This window comes from Parafrankia sp. FMc2, from assembly GCF_041008525.1.
Taxonomy (GTDB): Bacteria; Actinomycetota; Actinomycetes; order Frankiales; family Frankiaceae; genus Parafrankia.
The window spans coordinates 1-13,247 of record NZ_JBFLUG010000171.1 but is presented as its reverse complement, the minus strand read 5'-3'; the positions used below and the strand labels follow the sequence as shown (position 1 = coordinate 13,247).

The 13,247-nt window shown below is 71.0% G+C and carries 13 protein-coding genes; 7 read left to right on the top strand and 6 right to left on the bottom strand.

Annotated features, from left to right (window positions below; translation table 11 throughout):
* The first annotated feature begins 44 nt into the window (after window positions 1–44).
* Window positions 45–581: an NUDIX hydrolase gene (locus tag AB1460_RS31995; protein ID WP_368965823.1), complete on the top strand. Its 537-nt coding sequence runs from the start codon at window positions 45–47 to the stop codon at window positions 579–581.
* A gap of 310 nt (window positions 582–891) precedes the next feature.
* On the top strand, window positions 892–1,509 hold the full coding sequence (locus AB1460_RS31990) for a class I SAM-dependent methyltransferase (protein WP_368965821.1): 618 nt from the start codon (window positions 892–894) through the stop codon (window positions 1,507–1,509).
* Here the strand turns inward: AB1460_RS31990 and AB1460_RS31985 are convergent.
* From AB1460_RS31985 to AB1460_RS31975, 3 genes are read right to left on the bottom strand one after another with little or no spacing between them, the layout of a single operon-like run.
* The gene (locus AB1460_RS31985) at window positions 1,468–2,619 is read right to left on the bottom strand and encodes a hypothetical protein (RefSeq protein ID WP_368965820.1); all 1,152 of its coding nucleotides are present in this window, start codon (window positions 2,617–2,619) and stop codon (window positions 1,468–1,470) included. The genes AB1460_RS31990 and AB1460_RS31985 overlap by 42 nt on opposite strands.
* The gene (locus AB1460_RS31980) at window positions 2,606–3,400 is read right to left on the bottom strand and encodes a class I SAM-dependent methyltransferase (protein ID WP_368965818.1); all 795 of its coding nucleotides are present in this window, start codon (window positions 3,398–3,400) and stop codon (window positions 2,606–2,608) included. Before AB1460_RS31980 ends, AB1460_RS31985 begins: the two co-directional genes overlap by 14 nt.
* Window positions 3,394–4,881: a glycosyltransferase family 4 protein gene (locus tag AB1460_RS31975; protein ID WP_368965816.1), complete on the bottom strand. Its 1,488-nt coding sequence runs from the start codon at window positions 4,879–4,881 to the stop codon at window positions 3,394–3,396. The genes AB1460_RS31980 and AB1460_RS31975 overlap by 7 nt, the downstream gene beginning before the upstream one ends.
* 387 nt (window positions 4,882–5,268) lie before the next feature.
* Between AB1460_RS31975 and AB1460_RS31970 the strand changes: the two genes are divergently transcribed.
* Entirely contained in the window at window positions 5,269–6,078 is an 810-nt protein-coding gene (locus AB1460_RS31970; protein WP_368965814.1) for a TetR/AcrR family transcriptional regulator, read from the top strand.
* A 16-nt stretch (window positions 6,079–6,094) separates the two neighbouring features.
* Here the strand turns inward: AB1460_RS31970 and AB1460_RS31965 are convergent, their stop codons facing one another.
* Window positions 6,095–7,387: a lipase family protein gene (locus tag AB1460_RS31965; RefSeq protein ID WP_368965812.1), complete on the bottom strand. Its 1,293-nt coding sequence runs from the start codon at window positions 7,385–7,387 to the stop codon at window positions 6,095–6,097.
* A gap of 259 nt (window positions 7,388–7,646) precedes the next feature.
* Here AB1460_RS31965 and AB1460_RS31960 point away from each other — a divergent pair, with 259 nt between their 5' ends.
* Window positions 7,647–8,546 carry a DedA family protein gene (locus AB1460_RS31960; RefSeq protein ID WP_368965810.1) on the top strand — a complete coding sequence of 300 codons (900 nt, stop codon included), beginning with the start codon at window positions 7,647–7,649 and terminating at the stop codon, window positions 8,544–8,546.
* Window positions 8,547–8,747: 201 nt separating this feature from the next.
* Here the strand turns inward: AB1460_RS31960 and AB1460_RS31955 are convergent, their stop codons facing one another.
* Window positions 8,748–9,086, bottom strand: coding sequence for a P-II family nitrogen regulator (locus AB1460_RS31955; protein WP_368965808.1), 339 nt, complete (start codon window positions 9,084–9,086; stop codon window positions 8,748–8,750).
* An 83-nt stretch (window positions 9,087–9,169) separates the two neighbouring features.
* On the opposite strand from AB1460_RS31955, the gene AB1460_RS31950 reads away from it, so the two are divergent.
* Both AB1460_RS31950 and AB1460_RS31945 read left to right on the top strand, forming a co-directional pair.
* Window positions 9,170–9,712 (top strand): YbhB/YbcL family Raf kinase inhibitor-like protein, encoded by a 543-nt coding sequence (locus AB1460_RS31950; RefSeq protein WP_368965806.1) that lies wholly within the window; start codon window positions 9,170–9,172, stop codon window positions 9,710–9,712.
* Between the two features lie 162 nt (window positions 9,713–9,874).
* Window positions 9,875–10,003 carry a DLW-39 family protein gene (locus tag AB1460_RS31945; protein WP_368965804.1) on the top strand — a complete coding sequence of 43 codons (129 nt, stop codon included), beginning with the start codon at window positions 9,875–9,877 and terminating at the stop codon, window positions 10,001–10,003.
* A 22-nt stretch (window positions 10,004–10,025) separates the two neighbouring features.
* Here AB1460_RS31945 and AB1460_RS31940 read toward each other — a convergent pair whose 3' ends face one another.
* Window positions 10,026–11,306 carry a polyamine ABC transporter substrate-binding protein gene (locus tag AB1460_RS31940; RefSeq protein ID WP_368965803.1) on the bottom strand — a complete coding sequence of 427 codons (1,281 nt, stop codon included), beginning with the start codon at window positions 11,304–11,306 and terminating at the stop codon, window positions 10,026–10,028.
* Window positions 11,307–11,665: 359 nt separating this feature from the next.
* On the opposite strand from AB1460_RS31940, the gene AB1460_RS31935 reads away from it, so the two are divergent.
* Entirely contained in the window at window positions 11,666–12,460 is a 795-nt protein-coding gene (locus AB1460_RS31935; protein ID WP_368965801.1) for a maleylpyruvate isomerase N-terminal domain-containing protein, read from the top strand.
* Window positions 12,461–13,247 lie beyond the last annotated feature (787 nt).

The following is a 13,247-nucleotide window of genomic DNA, read 5'->3' as shown; positions in this document are numbered from 1 at the left end:
ACCGTCGCGGGTCGGGTGTGTGTTGTGTGTAAATAGAGACGTAGGTGGAAGTCGCACCGCGGTGTGGGGGTGGGCGGGGTGGGTGGGGGGCTGGGGGGGGGTGGAGGGGTGGGGGGAGGGGGGCGGCGGGCGGGGCGCGGGGGGTTCGGGAGTACCAGCGGGTCGCGGCGTACGCGGTGTGCGTGGACGGTGATCGGGTGCTGCTGGCCCGGTGGATCGGGCGGACCGGGAAGCCGGACGGGGCGCGGTGGACGCTGCCGGGAGGCGGGCTGGACCACGGGGAGCATCCGGAGCGGGCCGCGGTCCGGGAGGTGGCGGAGGAGACGGGGCTCGCCGTCGAGATCACCGGCCTGCTGGGCGTCGACTCCATCCGAGAGTTCTGGGCGCCGGACAGCACGGACTTCCATGGGCTGCGCATCATCTACGCGGGGCGGGTCCTGGGCGGGGAGCTGCGGCCCGAATCCGGCGGGTCCACAGATCTGGCCGCCTGGGTGGCGTTGACGGATGTCGCGGAGCTTCCGCGCACCCGGCTCGTGGACATCGCGCTCGGACTGGCCCGTACGGCCCCGTGGCCGGCCTGAACCCGGCTCTGTACACAGGGCTGTGGATAAAGCTGTGGATTATCTTGTGGATATCCCTGTCCGTGGGTACCTGAGGGCGGGGGCGGGTGTCCGGTAGCCGACACCGGCGGGTGGGACACGGCCCGTGGGCGGGTGTTGTGGCGTCAGGGCGTGAAACCGGAGGCGTGCATCCCATGCGTGCTGTTTGCCTGTTCTGGTAAGACGTGCAGGCGGCATCGGCGATGGGGTGGGGAGCCGGGCGGGTCCATCCCGCTGGTCGCGGACCTTCGGATCCGCCACTCGGATCCCCTACCTGGGACGAGGAGACGACGTGGACGTGGCGTTGCAGCAGGCGGCGCAGGCCGCCAAGGGCTTCATGCCACCCGAGGAGGGCCAGGCGCTGTACGCGGCCGCCGCCGAGCTTCCCGGCGGTGGGCTCATCTGTGAGATCGGCACCTACTGCGGGAAATCCACCCTTTACCTCGCCGCCGCCGCCAGGCTCATCGGGGCGGCGGTCGTCACCGTCGACCACCACCGTGGCTCGGAGGAGAACCAGGCCGGCTGGGAGTTCCACGACAACACGCTCGTCGACGAGCGGACCGGGCGGATGGACACGCTGCCCACGCTGCGGGCGACCCTCGAGTCCGCCGGCGTCGAGGATGTGGTCACGACCGTGGTCGGGCGCTCCGAGATGGTCGGGCGGTGGTGGTCCACCCCGATCGACCTGCTCTTCCTGGACGGCGGGCACACCGAGAAGCAGGCCCAGGTCGACTACGAGGCCTGGGCCCGCCATGTCCGCCCCGGTGGCCGGCTGGTCATCCACGACGTGTTCCCGGATCCGGCGGACGGCGGCCAGGCTCCGTACCACGTGCTGCTGCGCGCGGTACGGGACGGATTCAGCGAGACGTCACGTACGGGAAGTCTGCGGGTGCTCCGCCGCCTCTTCTGAGGCCTGTTCCCGCCCGCACCCGCAGCCGGCGGTGGCCGGCTCGCGGGGCGCGGGCAGGCTGGGGGCCTTGCGGGGGGAACAGAGCCCTTCGGGCAGACCATCGCCGCGGAAGGTGCGTTCGGTGGGGCCGCCGGAGAGTGCGTCGGCGGCGAGGATGACCGCGGCCGACGTCCAGGTCGACTGCTCCTCGGGCCAGTGGACCTGGCTGGCGAACTGCCAGCCGGTCCAGTAGCCGCCCCCGGGGTCGCGCAGATGCTGCATGTTGCGGACCATCTGCACGGCCGCGTCGGTGTCGTCGGCGAGGTGCAGAGCGATGGCCAGTTCGCAGGTCTCGGCGCCGGTGACCCATGGCTCGTCGTCGACGCAGCGGATGCCGAGGTCGTCGACGACGAAGTCGTCCCAGCGGGAGCGCAGCCGCGCCCGCGCCTCCGCCCCGCGCAGCACGCCGCCGATCACGGGGTAGTACCAGTCCATGGACCAGCGGTCCCGGGACATGAACAGCTCCGGGTGATGGCGCAGCGCGTGCCACAGCGCACCGGCGGCCCGTTCCCAGTCAGGTTTCGCCTCGCCGGCGAGGGCGGCCAGGCCGAGTCCGCAGCGCAGGCTGTGCAGGGTGGACGAACATCCCGTCACCAGCGCTTCGGGGTAGTCCTGGCCGGCGGGGTCGCGAGCCCACCAGATCTGGCCGCTGGGGGCCTGCATGTCCACCACGAAGTCCAGGGCGGCCCTGGCGACGGGCCACATGCGGGCCACGAACTCCCGGTCGCCGGTGACGAGCCAGCGATGCCAGAGGGCTGTGGCCACGTAGGCGCACTGGTTGCTGTCGGCGAAGTCCTCCCGGACGGCTCCGCCGAGGTAGCTGGTGGCCCAGGAGCCGTCCGGGCGCTGACGGCGGTGCAGCCACTCCCAGGCGGCGTCCGCGGCGTCGACCCGCCCGGCGATCAGGAGCGCCATCGCGCACTCGAGGTGGTCCCATGCGTCGGTGTGGCCGCCGGCGAACCAGGGGATGGCCCCGTCGGGCTCCTGGACCGCGGCTATGGCGTCGGCGGTGGCCCGCAGCGCGTCACGGCTGACAACGGCCTGGATCGCCGCCGCGTCAGCTGCCCGCACGCCCGGCTCCCGCGGTCAGCGGCTCCGCTGTCAGCGGGGCGGCGGTGAACTGGTCGTCCGGTCGGGGCGGCCGTGGTTTGCGCAGGTACAGCACCTCACTCTTACCGAGCACCGGATCGAGCAGGCGTTCGGCGACACGGGTCAGTGCCGGGCGGCGCATCATGTCCCAGACCAGCAGGCGGTGGTACATCCTCGTGGCTGGATGGTCGTCATCGTGCACGCCGACCAGGCAGCGCAGCCACCAGTAGGGGGCGTGCAGGGCGTGCGCGCGGTGCTGGCCGATCAGCTCGAGGCCGTGGGCGCGCAGTTTTCCGATCAGGTCGTCCCGCCGGTAGATGCGGACATGGCCGCCCTCGACGTTGTGGTAGTCGTCCGACAGGGCCCAGCAGACCCGCTCCGGGAAGCGGGCCGGCACGGTGACCGCCGCGAAGCCGCCGGGGCGCAGCACCCGGGCGAGTTCAGCCATCGCACCGCCGTCCTCCGGCAGGTGCTCCAGTACCTCGGCTGCGATCACGCGGTCGAAGGTGCCGTCCGCGAAGGGCAGGGCGAGTGCGTCACCGCGCACGGACGCGGCCCTGGCGCCCGCGGGCACCTGCTGCTCGGCGGCCATCGCACCGAACATCGTGTTCACCCCGCCGACCTCGTCGGCCGAGTAGTCCAGGGCGATGACCTGGGCACCGCGCCGGAAGGCCTCGAAGGAGTGCCGGCCGCCGCCGCAGCCGAGATCGAGGACCCGGGCCTTGCCGGGGACCGGGAACCGCTCGAAGTCGACGGTCAGCATGCGGGTTCGGCGGTGGAGGACGTCGGGCCCGCGCCTGGGCCCGCGCCGGGGCCCGTGCCGGCCGTGGCAGGTGGGGTGTGGGCGGGTGGGGTGCGAATGGGTGTGGTGTGAGTGGGCGGGGTGTGCTGTGAGGACCGGCCGACGGCGGTCTGCGCGGCTGCGATCCGCGTCTCGTACCAGGCCGCGGTGCCGGCAGCGGCAGCCCGCCAGGAGAACCGTTCCTCGACCCGCCGCCGGCCCGCCGCGCCCATGCGCGCCCGCAGCTCGGGGTCGGCCAGCAGGGTTCCGATCGCGCCGGCGAGCGCGTCGGCGTCACCGGGCCGGACCAGCAGCGCGGCCTCGCCGTTCGGGCCGGCGACCTCGGGCAGCGCGCCCGCCGTGGTGGCGACCAGCGGTAGCCCACAGGCCATCTCCTCCACCGCGGGGAGGCTGAAGCCCTCGTAGAGCGAGGGAACGACGGCTACCTCGGCCGACCGCAACAGCTCGATCATCTCGGGCTGGGGGACGTTGGAGCGGAAGGTCACCGCCTCGGTCAGCCCGAGCTCGACGACCTGGCGCTGCGCCGCGCCGCCCTGCCGGACCTTCCCGATGCACACCAGGTGCGCCGGCCGCTCGGCCCGCAGCTTCGCCAGTGCCTCCAGGAGCACCATCAGCCCCTTGAGGGGGACGTCCGCGCTGGTCACCACAACGATCCGCCCCGGCACAGGTGTCGCGGTGCCGGCCGTCCCGGCGTCCTGCGCTCCCGCGGCGGCCGTGTCGGCCGTAGCCGCCGGCTGAGTGGGCCGCGGGGTGAAGATGTCGGACTCCACACCCAGTGGGACGGTGTGGAGGAGATCGATGGGGACGTCCATGTCGGCGACGATCTCGTGGCGGGAGCTCTCCGACGGCACCACCACACCGTCGAGAACACGGGCCACCCGTGCCTGCATCGGCAGGAACGAGTACCAGCGGTGGACGCCGAGCCTTGCCCACCGGCCGGTCGTGGCGGCGAGGTGCAGCCGCCGGTCCACCGTGATCGGATGATGCACCGTGGAGACGACGGGGATCCCGAAGGGGCGCAGCGCACGGCGCAGCGGTACCAGGCCGTAGCCCAGGCCCTGGTTGTCGTGGACGATGTCGAAGTCCGGACGACGACCGCCGCGTGGCCGCAGGGCCTCGAAGGCCCGGATCGAGAACGCCAGCGGCTCGGAGAACTGGCCGGTGCGCATCATGCCGAACTCGACGACGTCGGCCAGGGATCGGAACTCACGAAACCCCGGCCAGCGGAACGGGTCACCGTCGCGGTACAGGTCCAGGCTCGGCAGTTGCGTGAGGCCGACTCCCGGGTCGAGGGCCGGATAGGGCGGCCCGCTCACAACGTGAACCTGGTGACCGAGAGTGACTAGTTCACGCGAGAGGTGCCGTACGTACACTCCCTGGCCACCGCACGTAGGCAGACTTCGGTACGACAACAACGCGATCCGCAACGGTGCGCCCTCCATCGCTCGCGGGCTCCTACGGGTCCCGCGAGCCCGTGGACAGCGCCGTTGCTGGAACACTAGGACATTAAGCGGCGATCTTCACGAAAACTGCATAGTTACGGTGGCTTTGAACCGAAAAAAAGCACTCTGCGTAGTTGGCGGCGATAGTGGGGCCGGGTGTTGGCTGTTCGTTGGGTGTGAGTTTCGGAATCCGTCCAGACCGCCTGTCACCTGCTCGTCTCCCCCCGCCACCGGTCCGGCGGGCCGGATCGGGGACACCGCCGCTGCCACGCTCTGTCACGATGGGTGTCTGTTACTTTCTGTAGCGACTGTCGGCGTGCCTGACCGTTGGTGGCCTGATCGTCGCCGCGGCGGCTGCCGCCGCGGTCCGGCGCCTAGTCTGGAGCGATGCCTCCCGGTGACCTGGCCGACGCCTGTTCGCGGCCGCGTCGGGGCCGTCCCCGGGATGCGACGATCGACGACCGGGTGCTGCGCGCCGCCGTCGACGAACTTGCCGGCCACGGAGTCGGCGGCTTCAGCGTGAACAGCGTCGCCGCCCGCGCGGGCGTCGCGAAGCGCGGCATCTACGCCCGCTGGGCGACGCGGGACGCGCTCGTCCTCGCCGCGCTGGGCACCCTGGCGGCCGGCCTGGTGCCCCCCCGGACCGGCTCGCTGCGCGAGGACCTCCTGCGTCTCGCGCCGCAGGTGGACGCGGTCTTCACCGAGCCGCGGATGTCGATCCTTGCCCGGTGCGTGGCGGAGCTGTCCCGGTATCCCGACCTCTACGCCGCCTTCCGGCGCGAGTCGGTGGACCGGTGTGCCGCAGCCGTCCAGGACGCCTTTCATGACGCCCGGCTGCGCGGGGAGACCCGGCCGGATCTTGACACGGATCTCGCCGCGAGTGCCTTCCTCGGTGCCCTGCTGACCCGGCAGGCGTTCGGGCGCCAGGCCTTCGGTCGACCGCGTGGGTCTGCGGACGACGCCGCGGCCAGGGGCGATGCAGTGGCTGGGGACGACGCAGCGGCTCCGGACGGCATGACAGGTCTGGGCGGCGTGGCGAACTGGGAGGCTGCGGCGAACTGGGAGGCTGCGGCGGATCGGGAGGGCGCGGCCGATCGGGAGGGCGCGGCGGTGCCGACGCCGTATCACCGTCGGCTCGTCGAGTTCGCCCTCGCCGCGGCGAGGGGCTCCGACGCTGCCGCCCAGGTGAGCGGCTGACCGCCTGCGGGTGCGGTCAGGGCGTGGCGCAGATGCCGGTCGGGGCGGCGGCGCCGGCGAACCGTGCCGCCACCCAGCGGGAGAGATCGTCCACCGAGGCGTCGATCACCGTGCCGTGGTTGGCCAGGCCGTACCGGTGGTACTCGACCGACCCACCGGCGGCGCACAGCGCGCTGACCGCCCGGTCGGTGGTCGCCTGGTGGATGACGGTGTCCAGCCCTCCCTGGAGCACCAGCCTGGGCGGGCCCGGCGCCTGCACGTACTGCCACTGGCGCTCCAGCGCGCTGGCGAACGGCTCGGTCCGCAGCGGGTCGCGGGCGAAGACACTCGTGACGGACTCGCCGGTGCTCGCCAGCAGCAGGTCGCCAGCGCACCGGTTGTGTGCCAGGGCGGTCAGCCGCCGGCCGGTGGCGGTGAGGATGGCGTCGGAGGAAAGGGCCGGATCGGCGGCCGCGAGGCCGGTGACCGCGAGGAGGAGGTAGGCCACCCCGTCCGGGAGGGTCCGCATGTCGTGCAGCGAGGCGGGCAGATCGACCAGGGGCGCGGTCGCCGCCGACCCCAGGACGCGGAGATCCGGCGCGTAGTCGGCGGCGACGGCCCCGGCGGCGAGGGCGGCCTGCCCCCCCTGTGAGTAGCCCCACAGCACCACGTCCTCACCCGCCTGGGCAGGCCGCAGCGACCGGGCGGCGCGGGCGGCGTCCAGCAGAGCCTTCGCCGCCGAGTCCGCCTCGTAGATCGGGTGCTCGCCGGGGCCGCCCAGCCCGGTGTAGTCCGTCACCGCCAGGACGTACCCGTCCCGGACGAGCCGCAGGGTTCCGCCGATCGTCGACAGCGGGGGCTCGGCCCGCGACGGGGCGCAGGCATCGTTGATCCCGGTCGTCCCGTGGCCGAACGAGACCAGCGGACGTCCCCCCGGCGGGACCGGGGAATCGGCCGGCGGGGCCAGGACCAGGCCGGTGACGAGGCGGTCCTCGTTCTGCGGCCCACGCGAGTGATAGACCACCCGCCAGGCGCGGATGCCGTCCGGCGCGGTCACCGGGGCGCTGGACACCAGCTCCCCGGGCTTGCCCGCGGGCACGTCGGCGAGATCGGCGGAGGCCGGGCCGCCGTCGGTGGCGCGGTCCTCCAGGCCGTAGCCGGCAAGGTGGTAGCCGAGGGCCGGTGCAGAGCCGCGGGTCGGTGCTGGTTCCGCCTCGGTCGGGCGGGGCTCCGTGGGCCCCGCTGACCCACGGGAGCACGCGCCCAGCGGAGCCGCGAGAACCAGAGCCCCGAGGACGAGGCCGAGGAGACGATGCCGTGATCTCGCCACAGGTAGAGGCTATGAGCCTTTTGCGTTGAATCGGCATCGGCCGGGCTTCGGTGAGGTTTCCGCCGGCAGCCACCGTGGCCCGTCTGTGCCCGCGAACGGGACGGGTCAGAACAGTTGCCCGAGCGGACCGGCTGGTCGGGCGGCTGCCCGCCGGCCCGGCCCGGCCGAGGCCGCAGCGGGGCCACACCGGTGGCGTGAGACCCTGGAAATCACAGCCGCCAGCGCGGCCGGCTCGAAATCCACCAGGAGGCCCTCGACAGTGACCACGTTCGCGTCGAACACCCTGGCCCTCGGGCCGGACTTCATCAGTGCCGACAGCCTGGCAAAAGCCGGTCTTGCCGTGGTCCTGCTGATCGTCTTCGCGGAGTCCGGGCTCCTGGTCGGGTTCTTCCTTCCCGGCGACTCCCTGTTGTTCACACTGGGCCTGCTCATCTCACGGGATGAGGTGTCGACGCCGCTGTGGCTCGCATGTGCGCTCATCGGCATCGCCGCGATCGCGGGTGACCAGGTGGGGTACCTGTTCGGCCGCAAGGTCGGCCCGGCGCTGTTCCGCCGCGAGGACTCGCGGCTGTTCAAGCAGGAGTACGTCGACCAGGCCCAGGAGTTCTTCGAGAAGTACGGCGCCCGCTCGATCGTGCTGGCCCGCTTCGTCCCGATCGTGCGGACCTTCACTCCGGTGATCGCCGGTGTCAGCCGCATGAACTACCGGACCTTCGTGATCTTCAACGTGATCGGCGGCGTGCTGTGGGGCTGCGGTGTCACGGTCCTCGGCTTCTTCCTCGGGAAGATCGACTTCATCCGGGACAACGTCGAGGCGATGCTGATCCTCATCGTGCTGATCTCGGTGCTGCCCATCGCGGTGGAGGTCCTGCGTTCACGTCGCAGGAAGGCCGCGGAGCGCGGCTCCGCCGGAGCGGCCGGGAGCGCTGCCGGGCAGGAGCCCGCCGCGGGGAGCCACTATGCGGAGGATCTTCGCGCTTCGGCGGCTCACGGCCCGGCGGGGCTGGCTGACCAGCGCGGCTACGGGGCGGGAAGCGGCGGTTACGGCGCCGAGGAGTTCCAGGGCGCCGCGCAGAATGAGGACCTCGAGCGGACCACCCGCATCGAACGGGCCAACCGCCGCGGGGGCGGCCGGCACTCCGCCACCCGGAACCGGTAGCTCGCTCGCCGGCGGTCTGAAGAGGTTCCGGCGGGCGACCCACTGATACGGGGGGATTCAGTGGGAGGCACCCGCCGGAACCTGTCCACCGTATCGGGTTGTCCCGGCAGACGTCATCTTCCCGACACAACTAATGAGAAAAAACCCCGAACCGGGAGCAATCCGGGCATTGCGTCACCCGTCCGGGTGTCCCGGAGAGGCTCAGAGCGCGTCCAGTCCCCGCTCGCCGGTGCGAATCCGGGTCAGCCTCTCGACCGGAACGACCCAGATCTTGCCCGCGCCGCTGCCCTCCGACGCCGCGGCCCGCCGGATCACGTTCACCACGTCGGGCGCGTCCGCATCGGTCACGATCAGCTCCAGCCGGACATTGCTCACCGACTCGTCGTGGAACGCGGTGCCCCGGAAGGTCTGTGTCCGCCACAGCTCGAAGCCGTAACCCGTAACCTGACCCAGGGTCATCCCCTGAACGCCGAACGTCGTCAGGGCGGCCCGGACGTCGGCCACGCGGTGCGGACGCAGCATCGCCGTCACCAGCTTCATGACCCGTCTCCACCCGTACCGGCGGACTGATGTTTCATCGTCATCGCATCCAGTGTCATCCACCGTGACGAGAGGATCGACCGATGTCCCTGCTGGACCGGAAGACCGCACCGGACCCGCTCGACCTGCTGCCCGCGCTGCCGTCGTTCACCCTGACCAGCAACGACATAACGGACGGCAGCCCGCTCGGCCCTGACCAGGTGTACACCGGCGCCGGTGGCGCCAACCTGTCGCCGCACCTGTCCTGGTCGGGTTTCCCGGCCGGGACGCAGAGCTTCGCCGTTACCTGCTTCGATCCCGACGCCCCCACCGGCAGCGGCTTCTGGCACTGGGTCCTGGTCGACATCCCGGCCGAGGTGACAGAACTGCCCACCGGTGCCGGCAGCGGAGATCTTGCCGGCCTGCCGTCGGGCGCCTACCACGTGCGAAGTGACTGGGGGGCGCCGAGCTACGGCGGCGCGGCCCCGCCTGAGGGCGACCGGCCGCACCGGTACGTCTTCGTCGTCCACGCCGTCGACGTGCCGAAGCTGGAGATCGACGCCACGGTCGCCCCGGCCGTGGTCGGCTTCAATCTGACCTTCCACACCCTCGCCCGGGGCGTCCTGCGCGCCACCTACCAGCGCTGACCTCGCGGCCCCACGGAGCCGCGTCGCGCTGCGCCGCGCCGCGCTGCCTGCCGGTTCCCAGCCGGCAGGCAGCCGGCAGGTCATCAGTCGTGATCAGGCCGGGCGACGGGCATCAGGGCGCGATACGGTGGCAGGAGACGCAGTCGACCAGGAGGAGCCGGTATGCGCAAGTTCACTCTCGTCGCCGTGGCGGCCAGCGCCGGTGCTCTCCTCACCGCGGCTCGCCGCCGCCGCAACAAGGATGAGATCGACCTGTGGCGCGAGGCCACGTCCGCGCAGGGCAATCGCTGAGCCTCCGGTCCACCGGGCGCCGTCATCGCTGGTAGACCGGCTGGAAGATCCTGTTCCATTCGGTCTCCTCGGCAGCGGTCAGCACCCGGTAGCGGTGCACGCGGTCGAGCTCCGCGCGCGTCGGGAACAGCAGCGGCGATCCGGCCAGCGCCGGGGAGACGTGCCCGCGGGCGGCCGGCACCGGGGTGAGGTAGCGGATGTCCTCCGCGAGCATGCCGGCGACGTCCGGCCGGTACACGAAGTCCATGTAGGTGATGGCGTCCACCGGGTTCTGCGCCGTCACCGGAATGCACATGCTGTCCGTCCAGATGAGGCCGCCTTCTTCGGGCACCACGAACTTCAGGTTCGCGCCGGCCGCGAGGCGCTGGTAGACGTCACCCGACCACGCCATGGAAATCCACAGCTCGCCAGCAGTGAGTGAGTCGATGTAGTCCTGCTCGTAGTAGCGACGAACGATCCCCGTGTCCCGCTGCTGGTGGAGTTTCTCGGCGGCTCGCCGCCAGTCGTCGGGCGTCGAGCTGGCCGGTGGGACGCCGATTCCGAGCAGCGCGAGATTCGGCAGGTCCTCGTTCTCACCGAACATTCCGACCCGACCTGCGAAGGCCGGGTCGAAAAGGTCCGCGAAACGGGAGATCTCCCGGCCGGTCCGCGTCGGGTCGTACGCGATTCCGGTGATGCCGGACTGCCAGGCCACGGTGAACCGGTTGCCCGGGTCGTACGCCGGGTCCTTCACGCTCGGGGCGGCCTCGGCCGCGAACATCGGCAGCCGCCCGTGGTCGAGCGGCGCCAGATAACCGAGCTCGATCACCCGGCTCTGGACGTTGCCGTTGGTCAGGACCATCAGGTCATAACCGATGGACCGGCCTGCGGCCAGGTCGGCGCGCACTCCTGAGAAGAAGGACTCGTTGTCCCGTATCGCCTCGTGGTACCTGACCTGAATGCCCGTCTCCCGGGTGAAGAGCTCGAGCGAGGGATGCCCGGAACCGGACGCCCCGACGTCCATGTAGAAACGCCAGTTCGCGAAGTCGAGTCCTCCCGCCCGTTCCCGCCCCGACCAGAAAGCCGCGACGTCATCCGCGGCGCCGGGGCCACCCGGCCCGGCGCCCTCCCCACAGGCCGCCGCCAGGACCGTGGCACCCGACAGGCCAGCGAGGCGGAACAGGTTCCGCCGGCTCAGCCGCTGCCTGGTGAGCCCGCGTACCAGCGCCGGGTCGTGCAGTAACGCGCCAACGCCAGTCACTCCGCTGCCCGATCCGTCCGCCGGGCGGTCCGGTCGGTCCGCCGGACCGCGGGTGATGATCATGCGGGCCCCCTCCCGTTGGTGCTGTCCTGCCTGGACATGGTCGCCCCGCGGTCGAACGACCGGCTCGGCGGGAGCCCCGGAATGCCTGTTCCGCGGCCCGGCACCGATCCGGGAAGCACTGTTGACCGGAGCAGTCGCCGCCTGCTCCCGCGTCGTGTCGCAGGGCCGGCAGGCCGCGGAGGGGCGTGGTGAGTGCGGCGGACGCGCGCGCGAGGTGGCATGAGCCCTCGGCAGCGGGGGAGCCTTGACCCATGGCTTTCCCCAACGTGTCCGGAGCAGGTCCGTCAACGCCACCGCCGGCGGCGGCGGCAACAACCCCCGTGGGTTTCGTGACCTCCTCGGTGGCCGCATCCACATCGGTGACAACGTCAACATCAGGGCCGTCGGTCACCTCGTCCGTCAGCCACCCGGGAAGGGAGCCGGGCCCCGAGTACACGCCGTCCGCCGTGCCTCTCGACCGGCTGCTGGGCTGCTCCCGCGCCCACGCCCGCCTGCTCGGCCTGGCGGCCGGAATCGACGACGTGACCGCGCGCCGGGCCTCCCTCCTCCCCGGCTGGACGGTGGGCCACCTGATCGCTCACCTGGCGAGGAACGCGGACAGCCACACCGGGATCCTCGGCGCGGCAGCGGAAGGGCGCGTAGAGGACCAGTATCCGGGCGGACGGGCCCAGCGCGAGGAGGGCGTCGAAGCCGGCGCGGACAAGCCCGCCCAGCAACTGGTGGCGGACCTCACCGACGCGGTCCACCGACTGGAGCAGGCCTGGGACAGCACCCATGTGGACGTCTGGCGAGGCGGCCTCGGTCGGACGCTCACCCTGGGCGCCACCAGCCTGGCCGACCTGGTGTTCCTGCGGTGGCGCGAGGTCGAGGTCCACCTGGTCGATCTCGGTCTGAAGGACCTTGGTGGCCCGGAATGGGAGGATCTGAGCCCGGCCTACGTCGAAGCCGAATGGGCCTGGTCGACCCGCCGCCTGCCCGACCGCGTGCCCGCGGACGTCACCGTCCTCCTCACCCCCGGTGACCGACCCTCCCTCACCGCCGGGCGGGGCCCGCGAGTGCTCCGGGTCGACGTCCCCACCCGCGAAACCCTGCGCTGGCTGTCAGGACGTGCCGAGGGCGATCCCGCCTGGCCTTCCCTCACCCCCTGGACCTGATCGGTCCCCGGGCGGGCTCCGCATCCGGCGGCCGATGCCCCGGGCGAACGGCAGGCGCGGACGAGGCTCGCCTGTCGCACAGACCGGAAAAATCCGCTCATGGCGACAGTCGTCGACGTTTGCTTGTCATAAAACGTCGACGATGACCACCGGGATTCGGGTGATACTGGTCTGGCGTTTTCCGGGCATGGTGACCGTCGCCGTATTTTGCTTATAGGCAAAAGTTCACGATGACCGTGGGGAGAATTCGTCGGCTTGCGCAACGAAACCCTGGGATGGGTATGGTCGGCGTATTTTGCTTTTCGACAAAATCCAACAGTCTCCGGCGAGGGATGACGTTAGACATGTCAACGATGACCAGTGGGGGTCACGGCAAACAATTTTGCTGATTGTCAAACGACGTCGATAACCATCACGGGAGTCCGATTGATTCGCTGACGAAAACTGTCTCGGGGTTGTGCGAGATTATTTTGCTGATCGTCAAAATCTGACACTCACCATCGATGGATTTGGATGGCGCAGCTTACTCTTACCTTGTGTGGAGATCGTCACAGGAGTGTAATTATTTTGCTTGGCGTCAATCGATGCCCATGACCATCGGCGTAAAGCGATGGATGATTCCCGCGGTGACCTCCCGGGGAGTGTGTTCGTAACGTTTGCGGCTCTTCGCAGTTGACCGGAATCTGTGTTGGTCCGATTACGCGACCTTCGGACGGGCGGTAACCGTGGGTAGCCACTGGGGGCGGGTGGAACGGGAGGCGGTGTAGCGGGCGCGGCGTTGCTGGTG